A 19434-nucleotide genomic window follows, 5' to 3' on the forward strand; every position below is an offset into this window, starting at 1 on the left:
GGCGCGACACAGGAAATAGCTGATGACCCACCCCTACATGCGCCGTCTGATCGCACCCGGCTGGCCCGGTAACCTGCTGGCCGTGGTGGCCGGCGCCATCACCACCCTGGCGCTGGCGCCGTTCGACCTGTGGCCGTTTGCGCTGGTGGCGGTCGGATTGTTCTATGTCGGGCTGCGGGACCTGAGCCCACGCCAGGCCCTGGGCCGTGGCTGGTGCTTCGGTTTCGGCCTGTTTGGCGCTGGCACCAGCTGGATCTACTACAGCATCCACCACTTCGGCGGCGCTTCGGTGCTGCTGGCTGGGTTCTTGATGCTGCTGTTTACCGCCGCAATTGCCTGGTTCTTCGCCCTGCCCGCCTGGCTGTGGGCACGCTGGTTGCGTCGCAATGAGGCGCCATTGGCCGATGCACTGACGTTTGCCGCGTTGTGGGTGGGCCAGGAAGCGTTTCGCGGCTGGTTCCTCACCGGGTTCCCGTGGTTGTACTCCGGCTACAGCCAACTCGACGGCCCCCTCACCGGCCTCGCGCCAGTGGGCGGAATGTGGCTGATCTCCTTCGCCCTGGCACTCACGGCGGCCTTGCTGTGCAACCTGCCGCGCCTGCTGGCCGGCAAGCGCAACGCGTTTATCGGCGCAGGCCTGGTGTTGCTGGTAGCCCCCTGGGCGATCGGCCTGGCCCTCAAGCACCACGCCTGGACCAGCCCGTCCGGCGCTCCACTGACCGTGGCAGCCATCCAGGGCAATGTCGAACAGAGCATGAAGTGGGACCCAGAGCAGCTCAATGCGCAGCTCGCGCTGTACCGCGACATGAGCTTGAGCTCCAAGCGTGTCGATTTGCTGGTGTGGCCGGAAACTGCGGTACCGGTGCTCAAGGAGTCCGTCGAGGGCTACCTGGGCATGATGGGCAAGTTCGCCGCCGACCGGCATACCGCGCTGATTACCGGCGTACCGATTCGCCAGGAAGTGCACCATCATAAGCGCTACTTCAACGGCATCACCGTGGTCGGTGAAGGCGACGGCACCTACCTCAAGCAGAAGCTGGTGCCTTTCGGCGAGTACGTACCGCTGCAAGACATGCTGCGCGGCCTGATTGCCTTCTTCGACCTGCCGATGTCGGACTTCGCCCGTGGCCCGTCCGACCAGGCGATGCTACAGGCCAAGGGGTATCAGATTGCGCCGTTCATTTGCTACGAAGTGGTGTACCCCGAGTTCGCTGCCGGCTTGTCGGCCCAGAGCGATCTGCTGCTGACCATCAGCAACGACACCTGGTTCGGTCGCTCCATCGGCCCCCTGCAGCACCTGCAAATGGCGCAGATGCGTGCGCTGGAAGCCGGCCGCTGGATGATCCGCGCCACCAACAACGGCGTCACCGGCCTGATCAACCCCTTTGGGCAGATTACCGAGCAGATCCCGCAGTTCGAGCGCGGCATCCTCTACGGCGAAGTGGTGCCCATGCACAACCTCACGCCGTACCTGCAATGGCGTTCGTGGCCGTTGATCATTGTGTGCCTGGGCCTGTTTGGTTGGGCGCTATTGGCCGGCCGGATGTCCAAGACCGTCTGACCGACAGGCTTATGACAATGTGGCAGCTGGCTGGCCTGCGATAGCGGTGGGTCAGCCAGCCAATGTGCAGGCTGGCAGCCTGCTCCCCCATTTGCATGTGCGGTGTTATCGGTAGAACACTCGATACCCCACCTGCCCCACCGCCTCATTGAGCAATTGCCCGCTCTGCCATATCGACTTGAACTCCGGCATCCAGCCTCCTAACGGCCGGGCGTTGTCCACCCCCAGGAACCCCACGGGCGCTGGCACCACGGTAAAGCCGGCCTTCTCGAAACTCCACACCGAACGCGGCATGTGCCAGGCTTGGGTCACGACCACCACGCGCTTGATGCCTTCGGGCAGCAGGATCTCGGCGCTCATCTGCGCATTTTCCCAGGTGGTGCGGCTACGCTCTTCCTTCCATCGCACCTTGACGCCAAAGTCATCCTGCATCGACACCGCCATCAACTCGGCCTCGCTGGGCGGCGTGCCGTAATGCAGGCCCCCGGTGGTCAATACTGGCAACCCGGAGGCCTTGGCCAAGCGTGCGGCATAGCGCTGGCGCTCGAGGCCGATACCCGTGGGTTGGTCGGAGCCCCAGGCCGGGTCACCGCGTTCACGCCCCGAACCCAAAACCACGATGGCATCGGCACGCTGGGCCAGGGTAGACCAGTCCTCGCGGGCCAACGGCGGCTCGGTTTCCAGCACCCGCGCGCCCCACTCCACCATCACTGGCAGGCTGATCAGCCACATGCCCCCAAGCCCCAAGGCAAAGCAGCACGCCGCCAAGCGCGGACGGCTGCGACGAAACCACCAGGCAAGCGCCAGCAACAGCAAGAGAATGCCGGGCGGCAGAAGCAATTGTTTGATGAAGTAACGAATAGGCATCGGGCATCTCCAAAGATGCCCGAAGCCTAAGGTGTAACGGGGTTTAGCGACAATCTTTACGGTGACATGCTTTACGGTGAACTAGAGCGATGATGCCGTTCAGGGGGGAGCGAATTACTTGTAGCGGGCGGACCGGAGCTTTTCCGGGCCACGACCGGCCGACAAGTCCTTGAGCCACACCACCTTGGCTGAATGCGTAGGCTCCTTGATGGGTGGGGTTGCCACCCAGGGAGGCGCACTGCGCCCATTGCGTTCCAGATAAACATTGATCAGTTCCAGCTCCGCACGGCTCAAGCCACGCAGTTCCAGCTCCACAGGCCGCTCATCACGCAATCGGCCCGCTGTCCTCGCTGCATCCAATGCACGACCCAATCGGTCGATCAGTCCTTCATAGATATCGGGTTTCGTTACGATTCGCTGCGATTCAACCATCCCCTCACCTCATTGAAGATATGACTCACTCCCCAATAAACAGCGTAGCCCCCATGGCTGCACCTGCCTGGCGCCGCGACAGACGGCCCTGCCTGCGCAATCAGGGTTTCCCTCGATAGAGTGGGGTCATGTATGCTACGGCGCTTCCTGTAACTCCACTTCCCGCAGGGTTTGGGCACGGACGCGCCGCTTTTTGGTGTCGCTCAACCTGAATGTTGCACCGAAGAGGATTAGGCCACCCCTATTCAGTTCAAAAGTAGCCATGCACGAACAATATCAGCCCCGTGAAATAGAAAATGCCGCCCAAACCTTCTGGGACGAGCAAAAGTCCTTTGAAGTCAGTGAACAGCCAGGCAAGGAGACTTACTACTGCCTATCGATGTTCCCTTACCCCAGCGGCAAGCTACACATGGGGCATGTGCGCAACTACACCATCGGCGACGTGATTTCCCGCTACCAGCGCATGCAAGGCAAGAACGTCCTGCAACCCATGGGTTGGGACGCCTTCGGCATGCCGGCGGAAAACGCCGCGATGAAAAACAACGTAGCCCCCGCCAAGTGGACCTACGAAAACATCGCCTACATGAAGAGCCAGCTGCGCAGCCTGGGCCTGGCGGTGGACTGGTCCCGCGAAGTGACCACCTGCAAGCCGGACTACTACCGCTGGGAACAATGGCTGTTCACTCGCCTGTTCGAAAAAGGCGTGATCTACAAGAAAAGCGGCACCGTTAACTGGGACCCGCTCGACCAGACCGTACTGGCCAACGAACAGGTAATCGACGGCCGCGGCTGGCGCTCCGGCGCGCTGATCGAAAAGCGCGAAATCCCGATGTACTACTTCAAGATCACCGCGTACGCGGATGAGCTCTTGTCGAGCCTCGACGACCTGCCGGGCTGGCCTGAACAGGTCAAGACCATGCAACGCAACTGGATCGGCAAGTCCAAGGGCATGGAAGTGCAGTTCCCGTACAACGTCGACTCGATCGGCGCAGCGGGCGCACTCAAAGTCTTTACCACCCGTCCCGACACGCTGATGGGCGCAACCTACGTCGCCGTGGCCGCCGAACACCCGCTGGCCACCCAGGCGGCCCAGAACAATCCTGAGCTGCAGGCATTCATCGCCGAATGCAAAGGCGGCAGCGTGGCCGAAGCCGACGTCGCCACCCAAGAGAAAAAAGGCCTGCCGACCGGCCTGTTCGTCGAGCACCCGCTGACCGGTGAAAAACTGCCGGTGTGGGTCGCCAACTACGTGCTGATGCACTACGGCGATGGCGCAGTAATGGCTGTGCCGGCTCACGACGAGCGCGACTTCGAATTCGCCACCAAATACAACCTGCCGATCAAATCCGTGGTGCGCACCAGCTCGGGCGACACCAACCCGGCCCCGTGGCAAGACGCCTACGGCGAGCACGGTGAACTGATCAATTCCGGCGAGTTCGACGGCCTGGACTTCCAGGGCGCGTTCGACGCCATCGAAGTCGCCCTGATCAAGAAAAACCTCGGCGCCTCGCGCACCCAGTTCCGCCTGCGCGACTGGGGCATCAGCCGCCAGCGCTACTGGGGCTGCCCGATCCCGATCATCCACTGCGAAAGCTGTGGCGACGTGCCCGTACCGGAAGACCAATTGCCGGTCGTCCTGCCGGAAGACGTGGTGCCGGACGGCGCAGGCTCGCCACTGGCGCGCATGCCCGAGTTCTACGAGTGCAACTGCCCGAAATGCGGCCAGCCTGCCAAGCGTGAAACCGACACCATGGACACCTTCGTCGAGTCCTCGTGGTACTACGCCCGCTACGCCTCGCCGCACTATGAAGGCGGCCTGGTAGAAAAATCCGCGGCCGACCACTGGCTGCCGGTCGACCAGTACATCGGCGGTATCGAACACGCCATCCTTCACCTGCTGTATGCGCGCTTCTTCCACAAGCTGATGCGTGACGAAGGCCTGGTGAGCTCCGATGAGCCGTTCAAGAACCTGCTGACCCAGGGCATGGTGGTCGCCGAGACTTACTACCGCCGTGAAGCCAATGGCGCCTACACCTGGTTCAACCCGGCCGATGTCGAGCTTGAGCGTGACAGCAAAGCCAAGGTCATCAGCGCCAAGCTGATCGCCGACGGCCTGCCGGTCGAAATCGGCGGCACCGAGAAGATGGCCAAGTCGAAGAACAACGGCGTCGACCCACAGTCGATGATCGATCAGTTCGGCGCCGACACCTGCCGCCTGTTCATGATGTTCGCCTCGCCGCCCGACATGAGCGCCGAGTGGTCCGACTCCGGCGTCGAAGGCTCGCACCGCTTCCTCAAGCGCGTCTGGCGCCTGGCGCACGCCCACATCAGCCAGGGCCTGCCGGGCAAACTGGACGTGGCAGCCTTGAGCGACGAGCAGAAACTCATTCGCCGCAGCACCCACCTGGCCATCAAGCAAGCCAGCCAGGACGTGGGCCAGAACCACAAGTTCAACACCGCCATCGCCCAGGTGATGACGCTGATGAACGTGTTGGAAAAAGCACCACAAGCCACTGAGCAGGATCGCGCGCTGGTACAGGAAGGCCTGGAGACGGTCACCCTGCTGCTGGCCCCGATCACGCCGCACATCAGCCACGACCTGTGGAACCGCCTGGGCCACAGCGACGCCGTCATCGACGCGCGCTGGCCGGTGCAGGATGACAGCGCACTGGTACAGGACACGCTGCAACTGGTGATCCAGGTGAACGGCAAACTCCGTGGCCAGATCGACATGCCGGCTACCGCCAGCCGCGAAGACGTCGAGGCGGCTGCCCGCGTCAACGAAAACGTGCTGCGCTTTACCGAAGGCCTCACGATCCGCAAAGTGATCGTGGTGCCTGGCAAACTGGTCAATATCGTCGCTAGCTAATCGGATCGGGCGCAGGGCTTGGGCCCTGCGCCGAACAAAGCCTTCAGGGCCTCGATAAGGCCCACATGGTTTCAAGGGGAGCAACAAAATGATCAAACGCAACCTGCTGGTTATGGGCCTCGCCGTGCTGCTGAGCGCTTGCGGCTTCCAGCTGCGCGGTACCGGTACCAACGAAATGGCGATCAAGGAATTGGACGTCAGTGCCCGCGACGCCTACAGCGAAACGGTGACCCAGCTGCGTCAGGTCCTGGAAAACAGCGGCGTTCACGTCTACACAGGCGCGACCTACAAGCTGTTCCTGGCCGGTGAAAAAGAAACCCAGCGCAACCTGAGCTACGCCAGCGCCGGGCGTGCCTCCGATATCGAACTGAGCACCCAGCTCAACTTTGAAGTCCAGGGCCGCGACCACCTGCCCCTGATGGCTGACAGCATTCAGGTACAGAAGATCGTCAGCCACGACGGTAACAACCTGGTAGGTTCGGACTCCGAGATTATCCAGGTACGCAAGGAAATGCGCCGCGAGCTGGTACAGCGCATGGTCCTGCGCCTGTCGATGATCACCCCGGAACAACTCGAGACCTTGCAGCAGCGCGCTGACGACAAGGCCAAGGCTGATGCCGACGCCCTGAAAGCCGCGCAAGAGTATGAAAACAACACGCCGAAACAGTCGCCTGTTGAAGTACCAGTCGAGTAAGACAAACGGGGCGCCCCAAGCGCCCCGTTTACCCTGCCTATGAAGCTCGCCCCCGCCCAACTCGCCAAACACCTGCAAGGTGGCCTCGCGCCTGTCTATATCGTCAGCGGTGATGACCCGCTGCTGTGCCAGGAAGCCGCCGACGCCATCCGCACCGCTGTTCGCCAGCAGGGTTTCGACGAACGCCAGGTCTTCAGCGCCGACGCCAGTTTCGACTGGGGCACATTGCTGCAAGCCGGCGCAAGCATGTCGCTGTTCGCCGAGAAACGCCTGCTGGAACTGCGCCTGCCTTCGGGCAAACCCGGCGACAAAGGTGCAGCCGCCCTCATGGAATACTGCTCGCGACCGGCCGAAGACACGGTGCTGTTGATCAGCCTGCCCAAGCTCGACGGCAGCGCGCAGAAGACCAAATGGGGCAAGGCCCTGGTGGAAGGGGCGCACACCCAGTTCATCCAGATCTGGCCGGTGGACAGCAACCAGTTGCCGCAATGGATTCGCCAACGCCTGTCCCAATCAGGGTTGTCGGCGACCCAGGACGCGGTGGAGTTGATCGCGGCCCGGGTCGAAGGCAACTTGCTGGCCGCCGCTCAGGAGATCGAAAAGCTCAAGCTGATGGCCGAAGACGGGCAGATTACCGTCGAAACCGTGCAGGGGGCCGTGGCGGATAGCGCGCGCTTTGACGTGTTCGGGCTAGTCGACGCGATTCTCAATGGCGAACCTGCCCATGCCCTGCGCATGCTTGAAGGCCTGCGCGGTGAAGGCGTGGAACCACCGGTGATTCTCTGGGCCCTGGCCCGGGAACTGCGGGTACTGGCCAATATTGCCCTGCAATACAGCCAGGGCACGCCATTGGACAAGGCCTTCAGCCAAGCCCGGCCGCCGGTATGGGACAAGCGCAAGCCGCTGATGAGCAAAGCGCTGCAACGGCACTCGGCGCAACGCTGGGCGCAATTGCTGCTGGAAGCGCAACGAATCGACGCGCAGATCAAGGGCCAGGCGGCCGGTTCGCCATGGATGAGCCTGAGCCGTTTGTCGCTGTTGATGGCCGGCCAGCGCCTGACCTTGCCCGCCGAATAACCTTCTCTCAAAAACACCACAGCTCCCATGTAGGAGCGGGCTTGCCCGCGAATGCGGTGGTTCAGCTGACACTTGCAGTGACTGGCACGCCGCCTTAAGCGGGCAGGCCCGCTCACACATTTTGACCGTGTACACCTTCAAATTTTCTATATGTCCTACACATCGACGGGCTTTACAGCGGCTGGACTTCGGCAGATGATTTGCGCCGCTTCCTCCCACTCCACGAGAGCACCAGCCATGAGCAAAAAGCCATCCAAGCATGGCCCCAACAAGGCCAAGTCCATCATCGCCCAGCCACTGTTCCGCAGCCGTCAGGAACGCGCCGGCAAGGGCAAAGGCAGCTACCGCCGCGAAGCCTTCCAGTCTAATAGCTGGGAGGCTTCTTACTTTCTGGCTGCCTGAAGGCAAGCGCCCCTCTGGCATGATAAGGTCTGTACCTGATTTGTAATCCCTGGACCTGTGCATGCCCTCTAGTCTTTCCCGTCGTTGGCACCTTCGCCAACTGATCGCTGCCTCCAGCCTCATTCTGCTTGTCGCCTGTGCGGAGAAACCCACCGCCGCCGACGCTCAACCGCTGCCCAAGCTCCAGACCGCCCCCGTGGTAGCGCCCGCTGTCGTGGCACCGCTGGCCGTGGACAACCTCGATATCCAGCCGACCCAGACCTTTGCCGAATGGCAGGCTGGCTTTCGCGTGCAGGCCCTGCAGGCCGGTATCACCGCGGCCGTTTTCGACAATGCCTTCGCCAATGTCACCCCCGACATGGCGGTGATCCGCGCCGACCGCAGCCAGCCGGAATTTTCCCGGCCGGTGTGGGAATACCTCGACGGCGCCCTGTCGCCCGTGCGCGTGCGTAATGGCCAGGCATTGCTGATCAAGTACGCCGATATCCTGCAAAGCATCGAACAGCGGTATGGCGTCGACCGCCAGGCGCTGGTGTCGGTCTGGGGCATGGAGAGCAACTTTGGCCAGTTCCAGGGCAACAACTCGGTGATCCGCTCGCTGGCGACCCTGGCCTACGAAGGCCGTCGCCCGGCGTTTGCCCAGGCGCAGTTGCTGGCGGCGTTGCAAATCATCCAGCACGGCGACATCCAGGCTGACCAGATGAAAGGCTCCTGGGCCGGGGCCATGGGCCAGACCCAATTTATCCCGACCACCTATAACACCCACGCCGTGGACTTCGATGGCGACGGTCGCCGCGACATCTGGAACAGCCCGGCCGATGCCCTAGCCTCCACCGCGCATTACCTGCAAAGCTCTGGCTGGCAGAAAGGCCAGCCGTGGGGCTTCGAGGTGAAACAGCTGCCGGCGAACTTCGACTACGCCCTGGCTGACGGTGGCGTGCGCAAAACCATCGCCGAGTGGCTGAAACTGGGCATCCAACTGCCGCCTGGCGCGAGCATGCCGCCCAACGTCGACCAACTGTCCGCCGCCCTGCTGCTGCCGGCGGGTTATCGCGGCCCTGCGTTCCTGGTGCTGGATAACTTCCGCGCAATCCTCAAGTACAACAACTCGTCGTCCTACGCGCTGGCGGTTGGCCTGCTGTCGGAACGCTTCGGTGGTGGTGGCGTGATTCGCGGCGATTGGCCGAAGGACGAGCTGCCGCTGAGCCGCTCCCAGCGCATCGACTTGCAGACGGCCCTGAGTGCCAACGGCTATGACGCGGGCAACCCGGACGGGATTATTGGCGCCAACACGCGCAAGGCGATCCGTGCGGCACAGCAGGCGCTGGGCTGGCCGGCAGATGGCTATCCGACGGTAAAACTGCTGGAATCGTTGCAGGGTCGGTAGATCGTCGTAAGGCAACTACCGCTATCGCAGGCAAGCCAGCCCCCACGGGAATGCGTTCCAACCGTGGGCGCTGGCATGCCTGTAAAGACGACCGGGGAAACACCATCACGCTCAGGGTTTGAGCACGACATCCTGCTCCAACACCAGCCTCTTCTCCCCCGCATCCAGCCGCACCCGCGCGCCCATTGGCAACGTCAAGTTCGGGTCACAATGCCCACTGCGCCAGCCGGCCAATACCGGGATACCCAGTGGCGCGAAGGTCTGCTTCAGCAACCGCGCCAACGCCATGTTATCCACGCCCGCCACATCACCCACCAGCACGCCAGCAACCTGTGCCAACTTGCCGGCAAGACGCAGGTGCGTCAGCAGGCGGTCAATGCGATAAATCGGCTCGTTGACGTCCTCGATCAGCAGGATGATGCCTTCTGCATCGATCTCGTAAGGCGTGCCCATGACCGCCGCGATCATCGACAGGTTGCCACCCAGCAAGCGCCCGCAGGCGATGCCAGGTTCGAGGGTGGTCAGTGGATAGGCCACCGGGTGCATCAACTCACTGCCGGCGCTCAAGTGGCCGCGTAGCAGGTTGAACAGGGAGGACTCGGTGGGTTGTTGCTTGTCGCCGAGCAGATCGGCGTTGAGCATCGGTCCGTGGAAGGTCACAAAACCCGCGTAGCGGCTGATTGCCAGATGCAGCGCGGTGATGTCGCTGTAACCCACGAAGGGCTTGGGGTTGGCACGTAGCAGGTCGAAGTCCAGGCTATCGAGCAGACGTGGCGTACCGTAGCCGCCGCGCAGGCAGAAAACGGCGTCGATTTCAGGGTCGGCAAAGGCATTGTGAAGGTCGGCAAGGCGGACTTTATCGCTGCCGGCGAGGTAGCCGTCGCGCTCATAGACACCCGGGAAGATTCGCAACTCATAGCCGCGTGCGCGCATCCATTGGCCGGCTTTTTCGACGTCCAGCGCGGCAGGGCCGGCGGGGGCGATCAGGGCGATCGTGCCTTCGGGGCGAAGGGCGGGTACAGCGGCGGTTACTTTACCGGTCATCCATGGTCTCCCCAACATCGACGCAGAACCCAATGTGGGAGCGGGCTTGCTCGCGAACGCGGAGTATCAGCCTATAAACCAGGTGACTGATACACCGATTTCGCGAGCAAGCCCGCTCCCACACAAGCCCGCCTCCACATTCAATTGCGGTGCGGCTTACGAGACCAGGCTCGCCTTGACCAGCTTGGCCTGCTCGTCCGCATGGTACGAGGAACGGACCAACGGGCCCGAGGCCACGTTCTTGAAGCCCATCTTGTAGCCTTCTTCGGCGAACCAGGCGAAGGTGTCCGGGTGCACGAAACGCTGCACTGGCAAGTGGCTGCGGGACGGTTGCAGGTACTGGCCCAGGGTCAACATGTCGATGTCGTGTTCGCGCATGCGTTTCATGACTTCGATCACTTCTTCGTCGGTCTCGCCAAGGCCCAGCATCAAGCCGGACTTGGTCGGGATGTGCGGCATCATCTGCTTGAATTTCTGCAGCAGGGTCAGCGACCACTGGTAGTCCGAACCGGGGCGGGCAGCCTTGTACAGGCGCGGCACGGTTTCAAGGTTGTGGTTGAACACATCCGGCGGCTCGGCGGCGGTGATTTCCAGCGCCACGTCCATACGCCCACGGTAGTCCGGGACCAGGGTTTCGAGCATCACGTTCGGCGACAGCTTGCGGATTTCGCGGATGCAGTCGGCAAAGTGCTGGGCACCGCCGTCACGCAGGTCGTCGCGGTCTACCGAAGTGATCACTACATACTTGAGTTTCAGGTCGGCGATGGCGATGGCCAGGCTTTCCGGCTCATTGACGTCCAGTGGTTTCGGACGACCGTGGCCCACGTCGCAGAACGGACAACGACGGGTGCAGATGTCACCCATGATCATGAAAGTGGCGGTGCCGCCGGAGAAGCACTCACCCAGGTTCGGGCAGGACGCTTCTTCGCACACGCTGTGCAGCTTGTGCTTGCGCAGCAGGGCCTTGATACGGTCGACTTCCGGCGAAACCGGGATGCGCACGCGGATCCAGTCAGGCTTCTTCGGCAGTTCGGTGGTCGGAATGATCTTCACCGGGATGCGTGCAACCTTCTCGGCGCCGCGCAGCTTGACGCCGGCTTCCACCTTGGCACGCGGGGCCGGGGCCGGACGTTCGGTGACGTCCAGCGTCGGGATCATGGTTTGCACTGCATCAGTAGTCATAATCAGTCGATTCCGCCCGTGAGGGTCGTCTGCTCAGCATAGTCGAGGTGTTTGACGAGCTGCGCACGCAGCCGGGCACTTACCTCGGCAAATTTAATCGGTGTGGCGTGGTCACTCAGTTGCGTCATCGCCAACCCGGCATAACCACACGGGTTGATCCGCCGGAACGGTGCCAGGTCCATGTCCACGTTCAGGGCCAGGCCATGAAAGGAACAACCGTGGCGAATGCGCAGGCCCAGGGAGGCGATTTTCGCGCCGTCGACATACACACCCGGTGCATCCGGCTTGGCCGCGGCGGTCACGCCGTAACTGGCCAACAGTTCGATCAGGCAAGCCTCCATGCGGCTGACCAGGTCGCGCACGCCAAACCCCAGCTTGCGCACATCCAGCAGCAGGTAAGCCACCAGTTGGCCCGGACCATGGTAAGTCACTTGGCCACCTCGGTCGACCTGCACCACCGGAATATCACCCGGCAACAACAGATGCTCAGCCTTGCCAGCCTGGCCCTGGGTGAAGACCGGCGGGTGTTCGACCAGCCAGATCTCATCGGGGGCCGACGTGCCGCGCTCATTTGTGAACCGCTGCATGGCGTGCCAGACGGGCTCGTAGTCCATCCGACCGAGCTCGCGAAAGCCCAGGACCTGTGACATCACAGCACCATGTGCACGAAGCCGGTAGCCCGCAGTTCGCTGTTGATGTTGTAGAGCTGGTCCTGATCCGTCGCAACGATGTGCAACTGGATCGTGGTGTATTTACCCGTGGAGCTTTGACGCTCGTCCACGCGGTTGTCGTTGATCGTCGCGTACTTTCTGACGATCTCGAGAATCTTGTCCTTGCGGCCCACGCCGGTATCGCTGATCACCTTGACGGGATAATCCGTCACTGGGAATTCGATCTTGGGCGCCTTTACTTCTACTTCTTTATCGGTCATGGCGTAACGGCCTCGTAAGCGTAAGCCGTGGCGACGGGCAAAGCCCCGTGTCGGATCAACACGGGGCTTTGCAGGTGCACACTATCAGTTGAACAAGCTGTAGAAGAATAGACGGATGCTATCCCAGACGCGGCGGAAGATACCACCCTCGTCGACGGCGTCCAGCGCGATCAGGTCGGCACTGTGCACCACTTTGTCGTCCAGCTTCACTTCGACCTTGCCGATCACATCACCCTTGGCGATTGGGGCAACCAATTGCGGGTTCATGGTCATGCTGGCCGCGAGCTTTTTCAGCTGGCCTTTAGGCATGGTCAGGGTCAGGTCGTCAGCCAGGCCGGCCTTGACCTGGGAGGTAGCGCCTTTCCACACCGGCGCGGTCGCCAGCTCAGCACCCTTCTGGTAGAAGGTCTGGGTTTCGAAGAAACGGAAACCGTAGGTCAGCAGTTTTTGCGTCTCGGCCGCACGGGCCTGTTCGCTGTTGGTGCCGAAGACTACGGCGATCAGGCGTTGGCCGTCACGGACAGCAGACGACACCATGCAGTAGCCGGCTTCGTCGGTGTGGCCGGTTTTCAGGCCATCGACAGTCTTGTCGCGCCACAGCAGCAGGTTGCGGTTAGGCTGCTTGATGTTGTTCCAGAAGAATTCCTTCTGGGAGTAGATCGCGTAGTGCACCGGGTCGACACGGATGATCGCGCGCGCCAGGATCGCCATGTCATGAGCCGACGAGTAGTGCTCTGGGTTCGGCAGGCCGGTCGGGTTCATGAAGTGGCTGTTGGTCATGCCCAGGTCGGCCACGGTTTTGTTCATCATGTCGGCGAACGCGTCTTCGCTGCCGGCGATGTGCTCGGCCAGGGCGACGCTGGCGTCGTTACCGGACTGGATGATGATGCCGTGCAGCAGGTCGCTCACGGTGACCTGCGAGCCGACCTTGATGAACATCCGCGAACCACCGGTACGCCAGGCGTTTTCGCTGACCGTCACCGGGTCGTTCTCGCCGATCTGGCCGCGACGGATTTCCAGGGTCGCGATGTAGGCGGTCATCAGTTTGGTCAGGCTGGCAGGCGGCAGGCGCTGGTCACCATTGCTCTCGACCAGCACGTTGCCACTGGCGGCATCCATGAGGACCCAGGACTTGGCGGCCAGTTGCGGTGAAGCTGGCACCATTTCAACCGCCCAGGCGGCCGGGGTGATGATCAGCGAGATAAGCAGGCACGTGCGTTTGGCTAAGGTGGTGATGTTCATCCGTCTCTCGAAATTGCTTATGGAAACTTGCCCTCGCGGGCAAAACTTATTCAGACAGCCCGCTTCCAGACTGTCACGTGTTCGGTTGCCCGCTCACCCCTTGCCCCTGGGTTTTTATTCTTCAACGAGCCAACAACCAGGGTTCAAGCCCGCGCACGAGCCTGAACCATCAATTCTCTATTCTTCGGCAGGGCTTATTCCGCCGTCACTACGCTGGGTTGCCCCAGGTTGGCCAGGCGCACGCTGTTCTGCACTTGCGCGACCTCGCTCGGCGAACCGATCGGGCCCATGCGTACTCGGTGCAACGTCTGCTGGTTACGCACGATGGAGCTGATGAACACCGGCGCATTGACCATGCTGCTGAGCTTGGACCTTAACAGTTCTGCCGCATCCGGGTTGGCGAAAGCGCCCACCTGCAGGTATTGCCCACCCGCCAGCGAAGCACCCTGCGCGGCCTGCGGCACGGCCACGGTGTCCGGCGCGTGTTGCTGTGGCGGCGGCGTCCACTGCTCGACCTTGCCGGCCGACGCGGTGATTTGCGGTTGCGGTGTCTGTGGCTCGTTGAGCATCAACGGAGCCGGTTTGCCACGCTGGGCCCAGTACTGGGCCGGGTCGATGCCTTCGACCTTGACCCGCGCAGTACCGGTTTCGGCATAACCGAGTTTCTTCGCAGCGGCGTAGGACAAGTCGATGATGCGGTCCGAGTAGAACGGGCCACGGTCGTTGACGCGCAGGATCACGGTGCGGTTGTTGTCCAGGTTGGTCACCCGCACATAGCTGGGCAACGGCAACGTCTTGTGCGCCGCGCTCATGCCGTACAGGTCATACACTTCGCCGTTGGCGGTGTTCTGGCCGTGGAACTTGGTGCCGTACCAGGACGCCGTGCCCGATTGCACGTAGGTCTTGGATTCCTGCAACGGGAAATAGGTCTTGCCCAACACGGTGTACGGGTTGGCCTTGTAGGCACCGGTATGCAGGGTGGGCGTGGCGTCCGGGATCTTCGACACGTCGACGTCCCACCACGGCGCGCCGTCTTTGTGCGCGCGGTTGATGTCCAGGCCCGGCTGGGAACGAACAGCCGTGCCCCCGGACTTCTGCGCCGGACCACGGCTGGTGGAACAACTGACGACCAGCAGGGACAACGCGGCGAACGCCACCAGCTTGAGCGGTTTATTGAACGGCGATGCCCGCATTACTTGTTGCCCCGTGCTTGGACCAGCATGTCTGACAGCTGATGCACGGCCATGGCGTACATCACACTGCGGTTATAACGCGTGATTGCGTAGAAATTCTTCAGGCCCATCCAGTATTCCGGGCCATTTTCACCTTCGAGGCGGAACGCCGTCACCGGCATATCATCGCGTGGCGCATTCTGACTCGACCAGCCCAGCGCCCGCAACTCCCCGACCGTCTTGGCCGGCTCGATGCCCTGGGTCAGGCCTTCGTCGGCGCGATCGCCGCTGACATCGGCACGGATCACCACCGGTTCGCCAGCGACCCAGCCATGGCGCTTGAAGTAGCTGGCCACGCTGCCGATGGCGTCGTCGGGGTTGCTCCAGATATTGATATGCCCGTCGCCGTCGAAGTCCACGGCGTAGGCGCGGAAGCTGCTCGGCATGAATTGCGGCAAGCCCATCGCACCGGCGTACGACCCCTTGAGGGTCAGCGGGTCGACCTGTTCCTCGCGGGCCAGCAGCAGGAATTCGCGCAGCTCCTTGCGGAAGAAATCAGCGCGGGGCGGGTAATCGAAGCCCAGGGTCGACAAGGCGTCGATCACCCGGTAACTGCCGGTGTTACGCCCGTAGAAGGTTTCAATGCCAATGATCGCGACGATCACTTGGGCCGGCACGCCGTATTCCTGCTCGGCGCGGGCCAGTACCGCCTCGTGTTGGCGCCAGAAGTCCACGCCACGCGCCACCCGGGCGTCGGTGAGGAACATCGGGCGGTATTCTTTCCACTGCTTCACACGTTCGGCTGGGCGGGAGATGGCGTCGAGGATCGCCTGCTTTTTCTGGGCTTCGCGGAACACGCCCATCAGTTGCTCACCGGCGAAACCATAGTCGCGGGTAATTTCACCGACAAACTCGGCGACCTGGGGTGAACCATCGTAGTCACCGGCCTGCGCCTCTTGCGTTGCGCCCAGCAGCCCAATCAGGCCCATCCAGGACGCGTGCCGAGTCGCCCAGCCGCGCATTACTTGCATTGACATCTTCACCTTATTCAAACCTGTGCGATCCATTTGCGATGCGTATGAATCGACATCAAAACCCCAAACGCTGACAGCAATGTCACCAGCGAAGTTCCGCCGTAGCTAATGAACGGCAACGGCACCCCAACCACCGGCAACAGGCCACTGACCATACCGATGTTGACGAAAACGTAAACAAAAAAAGTCATGGTCAGGGCGCCGGCCAGCAATTTGCCGAACAGCGTCTGCGCTTGCGCAGTGATCACCAGGCCGCGACCAATCAGCAGCAAATAGATCAGCAACAGCGCGCAAATGCCCACCAGGCCGAACTCTTCGCCCATCACCGCAATAATGAAGTCGGTGTGGCTCTCGGGCAAAAAGTCCAGGTGTGACTGGGTCCCCAGTAACCAACCCTTACCAAATACTCCGCCGGAACCGATGGCGGCCTTCGACTGGATGATGTTCCAGCCGGTGCCCAGCGGGTCGCTTTCCGGGTCGAGGAACGTCAGGATCCGCTGCTTCTGGTAGTCATGCATAAAGAAGAACCACATGGCCACGGCCACGGGCACGGCGGCGGCCAGTACGCTGAGGATCCAGCGCCAGCGCAGACCGCCCATGAACAGCACGAACGCACCGCCCGCCAGGATCAGCAGCGAGGTACCAAGGTCCGGCTGGCGCACGATCAGGATAAACGGCACGCCGATCAGGATCAGGCTGATGCCCACGTGCTTGAGTTGCGGCGGCAAGGTGCGCTTGGACAGGTACCAGGCAATGGTCGCCGGCATCAAAATCTTCATGAATTCCGACGGCTGGAAGCGAATCACCCCCGGAATGTTGATCCAGCGGGTCGCGCCCATGGCGTTGTGGCCCATCACGTCCACCACCACCAACAGCAACACCCCGGCGATGTAGCCCAAAGGCACCCAGCGCGCCATGAAGCGCGGCTCGAGCTGGGCGATCACCACCATCGACAGCAACCCCAGGCCGAACGACGACGCTTGCTTGATCAGCAGGTCCCAGTTCTTGCCGCTGGCCGAATACAGGACGAACAGGCTGCCGGCCGCCAAGGTCAGCAGCAGGATCAGCAGCGGGCCATCAATGTGCATGCGCTGCAGCAACGTCGCACGGCGACGCATCACATCCTCGCTGGAGAGGATGCGGTCAAAATTACTCTTCACGGGCCGTAACCTCGGTGCTTGAAGGGGGGCCGCCATATTCGGGCTTGAGCCTGCCGTCGTCGGCCAACAGCCAGGCGTCCATCACTTGGCGCACCACGGGTGCCGCAACGCCGGAGCCGGACTCGCCGTTCTCGACCATCACCGCCACCACGATTTTCGGGTCGTCCGCCGGGGCAAACCCGACAAACAAGGCGTGGTCGCGGTGGCGTTCCTGAACCTTGCTGCGGTCGTATTTCTCGCCCTGCTTGATCGCCACGACCTGAGCGGTACCGCTCTTGCCGGCGATGCGGTATTGCGCGCCCACCGCCGCCTTGCGCGCGGTACCACGGGCGCCGTGCATCACTTGCTGCATGCCGTGGTTGACCTTGGTCCAGTCCGACGCATCACGCAGCACGATATCCGGGATCGGGTTCTCATCCACGGGCTTTTCGCCCTCGATGGTCTTGGCCAGGTGCGGACGGTTCCAGATACCTTTGTTGGCCACCAGCGCGGTGGCCTGGGCCAGTTGCAGCGGGGTGGCCTGCATATAGCCCTGGCCGATGCCAAGGATCAGGGTTTCGCCCGGGAACCAGGCCTGGCGACGGGTCGCGCGCTTCCACTCCCGCGACGGCATCAAGCCTGGCGATTCCTCGAACATGTCCAGGGAGACTTTCTGGCCAAGGCCGAACTTGCCCATGTAGGCAGACAAGCGGTCAATGCCGAGCTTATGGGCCAAGTCGTAAAAATAAGTGTCGTTGGAGCGCATGATCGCGGTATCCAGGTCGACATAGCCGTCACCGGTGCGGTTCCAGTTACGGTATTTGTGATCGTAGTTGGGCAGCATGTAGTAGCCCGGGTCGAACACGCGGCTGGAGGCCGTGACCACGCCTGCGTCCAGTCCGGCAATCGCCACCGCCGGCTTGATCGTCGACCCCGGCGGATACAGGCCGCGCAGTACGCGGTTGAACAGCGGCCGGTCGATCGAGTCGCGCAACTCGGCGTAGGCCTTGAAGCTGATGCCGGTCACGAACAGGTTAGGGTCAAAGCTGGGCTGGCTGACCATCGCCAGCACTTCGCCGGTCTTGGGGTCGAGGGCAACCACTGCGCCACGACGACCGCCCAGGGCCATCTCCGCCGCTTCCTGCAGCTTGATGTCCAGGCTCAGCACGATGTCCTTGCCCGGCACCGGGTCGGTACGCTTGAGCACACGCAGTACGCGGCCGCGCGCGTTGGTCTCGACTTCTTCGTAACCCACCTGGCCGTGCAGCTCGGGCTCGTAGAACCGCTCGATGCCGGTCTTGCCGATATGGTGGGTGCCGCTGTAATTGACCGGATCGAGGGTCTTGAGCTCTTTCTCGTTGATCCGCCCCATGTAGCCGACGGAATGCGCAAAGTGCGGCCCTTGCGGGTAATGCCGCACCAACTGCGCCACCACTTCCACACCTGGCAAACGGAACTGGTTCACCGCGATCCGGGCGATCTGCTCTTCGGTCAGTTCAAACAGGATCGGCACCGGCTCGAAGGGCCGGCGCCCCTGCTTCATGCGTTTCTCGAAGATCACCCGGTCTTCCGGGGTCAGCTGCAGCACCTCGACGATCACGTCGAGGATCTGCTGCCAGTCGCCGGAACGCTCGCGGGTCATGCTCAGGCTGAAGCTGGGCCGGTTATCCGCGACGACCACGCCATTGCGGTCGAAGATCAGCCCGCGGGTCGGCGGAATCGGCTGCACATGCACCCGGTTGTTCTCCGACAGCGTGGAGTGATAGTCGTACTGGATCACCTGCAGGAAATACAGGCGGGCGATCAGCACGCCCAACAGCGCCACCACCATGATTGCGCCAAACACCACGCGAGCGCGTACGAGACGTGCGTCTTTCTCGTGGTCCTTGATGCGGATCGGCTGGGTCATCGGGAGGGGCGCAGATTATTTGTGGTAAGGGTGCCCGGACAGAACTGTCCAGGCGCGATACAGCTGTTCACCGATCAGGATCCTTACCAGCGGGTGCGGCAGCGTCAGCGCCGACAGCGACCAACGCTGGTCCGCCCGCGCACACACTTCCGGCGCCAGCCCTTCGGGGCCGCCCACCATGAAGTTGACCGTGCGCGAGTCCAGGCGCCAGCGATCCAGTTCCACCGCCAACTGCTCGGTGCTCCAGGGTTTGCCGTGCACTTCGAGGGTGACGATGCGCTCGTTGGGGCCGACCTTGGCCAGCATGGCTTCGCCTTCCTGACGGATAAAGCGCGCCACGTCGGCATTCTTGCCCCGGGTATTGAGCGGTATCTCCACCAGTTCCAGCGACAGCTCAGCGGGCAGACGCTTGGCATACTCGTGCCAGCCTTCTTCCACCCACTTGGGCATGCGTGAACCGACAGCAATCAGACGCAGGCGCACAGCCGTTCC

18 protein-coding genes are annotated in these 19434 nt (G+C 62.3%); 6 read left to right on the plus strand and 12 right to left on the minus strand.

Features of this window, described 5'->3' with window-relative positions; genetic code table 11:
* Nucleotides 1-37: 37 nt before the first annotated feature.
* Nucleotides 38-1561 carry an apolipoprotein N-acyltransferase gene (gene lnt / locus ATH90_RS25085; protein WP_034109578.1) on the plus strand — a complete coding sequence of 508 codons (1524 nt, stop codon included), beginning with the start codon at nt 38-40 and terminating at the stop codon, nt 1559-1561.
* Between the two features lie 105 nt (nt 1562-1666).
* Here lnt and ATH90_RS25090 read toward each other — a convergent pair whose 3' ends face one another.
* Together ATH90_RS25090 and ATH90_RS25095 are read right to left on the minus strand one after the other, a co-directional pair.
* The gene (locus ATH90_RS25090; RefSeq protein WP_098467428.1) at nt 1667-2428 is read right to left on the minus strand and encodes a YdcF family protein; all 762 of its coding nucleotides are present in this window, start codon (nt 2426-2428) and stop codon (nt 1667-1669) included.
* Nucleotides 2429-2542: 114 nt separating this feature from the next.
* Entirely contained in the window at nt 2543-2860 is a 318-nt protein-coding gene (locus ATH90_RS25095; protein WP_034109420.1) for a hypothetical protein, read from the minus strand.
* A 262-nt stretch (nt 2861-3122) separates the two neighbouring features.
* Between ATH90_RS25095 and leuS the strand changes: the two genes are divergently transcribed.
* The 5 genes from leuS to ATH90_RS25120 all read left to right on the plus strand — a co-directional run bounded on the left by leuS (nt 3123) and on the right by ATH90_RS25120 (nt 9289).
* A complete protein-coding gene (gene leuS, locus ATH90_RS25100; RefSeq protein WP_034109421.1) occupies nt 3123-5729 on the plus strand; it encodes a leucine--tRNA ligase in 2607 nt (868 codons plus the stop codon).
* A gap of 88 nt (nt 5730-5817) precedes the next feature.
* Complete coding sequence (locus tag ATH90_RS25105; RefSeq protein ID WP_034109422.1) at nt 5818-6423, plus strand: LPS-assembly lipoprotein LptE; 606 nt, start codon at nt 5818-5820, stop codon at nt 6421-6423.
* A 39-nt stretch (nt 6424-6462) separates the two neighbouring features.
* Nucleotides 6463-7500 carry a DNA polymerase III subunit delta gene (holA, locus tag ATH90_RS25110; RefSeq protein WP_034109423.1) on the plus strand — a complete coding sequence of 346 codons (1038 nt, stop codon included), beginning with the start codon at nt 6463-6465 and terminating at the stop codon, nt 7498-7500.
* A gap of 237 nt (nt 7501-7737) precedes the next feature.
* Nucleotides 7738-7902 carry an alternative ribosome rescue factor ArfA gene (gene arfA, locus ATH90_RS25115; RefSeq protein WP_003176285.1) on the plus strand — a complete coding sequence of 55 codons (165 nt, stop codon included), beginning with the start codon at nt 7738-7740 and terminating at the stop codon, nt 7900-7902.
* Nucleotides 7903-7963: 61 nt separating this feature from the next.
* Nucleotides 7964-9289: a lytic murein transglycosylase gene (locus ATH90_RS25120; RefSeq protein WP_034109424.1), complete on the plus strand. Its 1326-nt coding sequence runs from the start codon at nt 7964-7966 to the stop codon at nt 9287-9289.
* 111 nt (nt 9290-9400) lie between these two features.
* Here the strand turns inward: ATH90_RS25120 and ATH90_RS25125 are convergent, their stop codons facing one another.
* The 10 genes from ATH90_RS25125 to rlmH all read right to left on the minus strand — a co-directional run bounded on the left by ATH90_RS25125 (nt 9401) and on the right by rlmH (nt 19425).
* Nucleotides 9401-10333 (minus strand): S66 peptidase family protein, encoded by a 933-nt coding sequence (locus ATH90_RS25125; protein ID WP_034109425.1) that lies wholly within the window; start codon nt 10331-10333, stop codon nt 9401-9403.
* A gap of 156 nt (nt 10334-10489) precedes the next feature.
* Complete coding sequence (lipA, locus tag ATH90_RS25130; protein WP_162163623.1) at nt 10490-11491, minus strand: lipoyl synthase; 1002 nt, start codon at nt 11489-11491, stop codon at nt 10490-10492.
* Nucleotides 11492-11517: 26 nt separating this feature from the next.
* Complete coding sequence (lipB, locus tag ATH90_RS25135; RefSeq protein WP_049711375.1) at nt 11518-12165, minus strand: lipoyl(octanoyl) transferase LipB; 648 nt, start codon at nt 12163-12165, stop codon at nt 11518-11520.
* Nucleotides 12165-12446 carry a DUF493 domain-containing protein gene (locus ATH90_RS25140; protein WP_025858241.1) on the minus strand — a complete coding sequence of 94 codons (282 nt, stop codon included), beginning with the start codon at nt 12444-12446 and terminating at the stop codon, nt 12165-12167. Before ATH90_RS25140 ends, lipB begins: the two co-directional genes overlap by 1 nt.
* Nucleotides 12447-12530: 84 nt before the next feature.
* Nucleotides 12531-13688, minus strand: coding sequence for a D-alanyl-D-alanine carboxypeptidase family protein (locus ATH90_RS25145; protein WP_034109429.1), 1158 nt, complete (start codon nt 13686-13688; stop codon nt 12531-12533).
* 194 nt (nt 13689-13882) lie between these two features.
* Nucleotides 13883-14881: a septal ring lytic transglycosylase RlpA family protein gene (locus ATH90_RS25150; RefSeq protein ID WP_034109431.1), complete on the minus strand. Its 999-nt coding sequence runs from the start codon at nt 14879-14881 to the stop codon at nt 13883-13885.
* Nucleotides 14881-15891, minus strand: a complete 1011-nt coding sequence (gene mltB, locus ATH90_RS25155) for a lytic murein transglycosylase B (RefSeq protein ID WP_098467429.1) — start codon at nt 15889-15891, stop codon at nt 14881-14883. Before mltB ends, ATH90_RS25150 begins: the two co-directional genes overlap by 1 nt.
* Nucleotides 15892-15908: 17 nt before the next feature.
* Complete coding sequence (gene rodA / locus ATH90_RS25160; protein ID WP_052211155.1) at nt 15909-17012, minus strand: rod shape-determining protein RodA; 1104 nt, start codon at nt 17010-17012, stop codon at nt 15909-15911.
* 31 nt (nt 17013-17043) lie between these two features.
* Nucleotides 17044-18942 (minus strand): penicillin-binding protein 2, encoded by a 1899-nt coding sequence (gene mrdA / locus ATH90_RS25165; protein ID WP_034109437.1) that lies wholly within the window; start codon nt 18940-18942, stop codon nt 17044-17046.
* Nucleotides 18943-18957: 15 nt separating this feature from the next.
* On the minus strand, nt 18958-19425 hold the full coding sequence (gene rlmH, locus ATH90_RS25170) for a 23S rRNA (pseudouridine(1915)-N(3))-methyltransferase RlmH (protein WP_003176297.1): 468 nt from the start codon (nt 19423-19425) through the stop codon (nt 18958-18960).
* Between the last annotated feature and the right edge of the window lie 9 nt (nt 19426-19434).

The organism is Pseudomonas lurida, assembly GCF_002563895.1.
GTDB lineage: Bacteria > Pseudomonadota > Gammaproteobacteria > Pseudomonadales > Pseudomonadaceae > Aquipseudomonas > Aquipseudomonas lurida.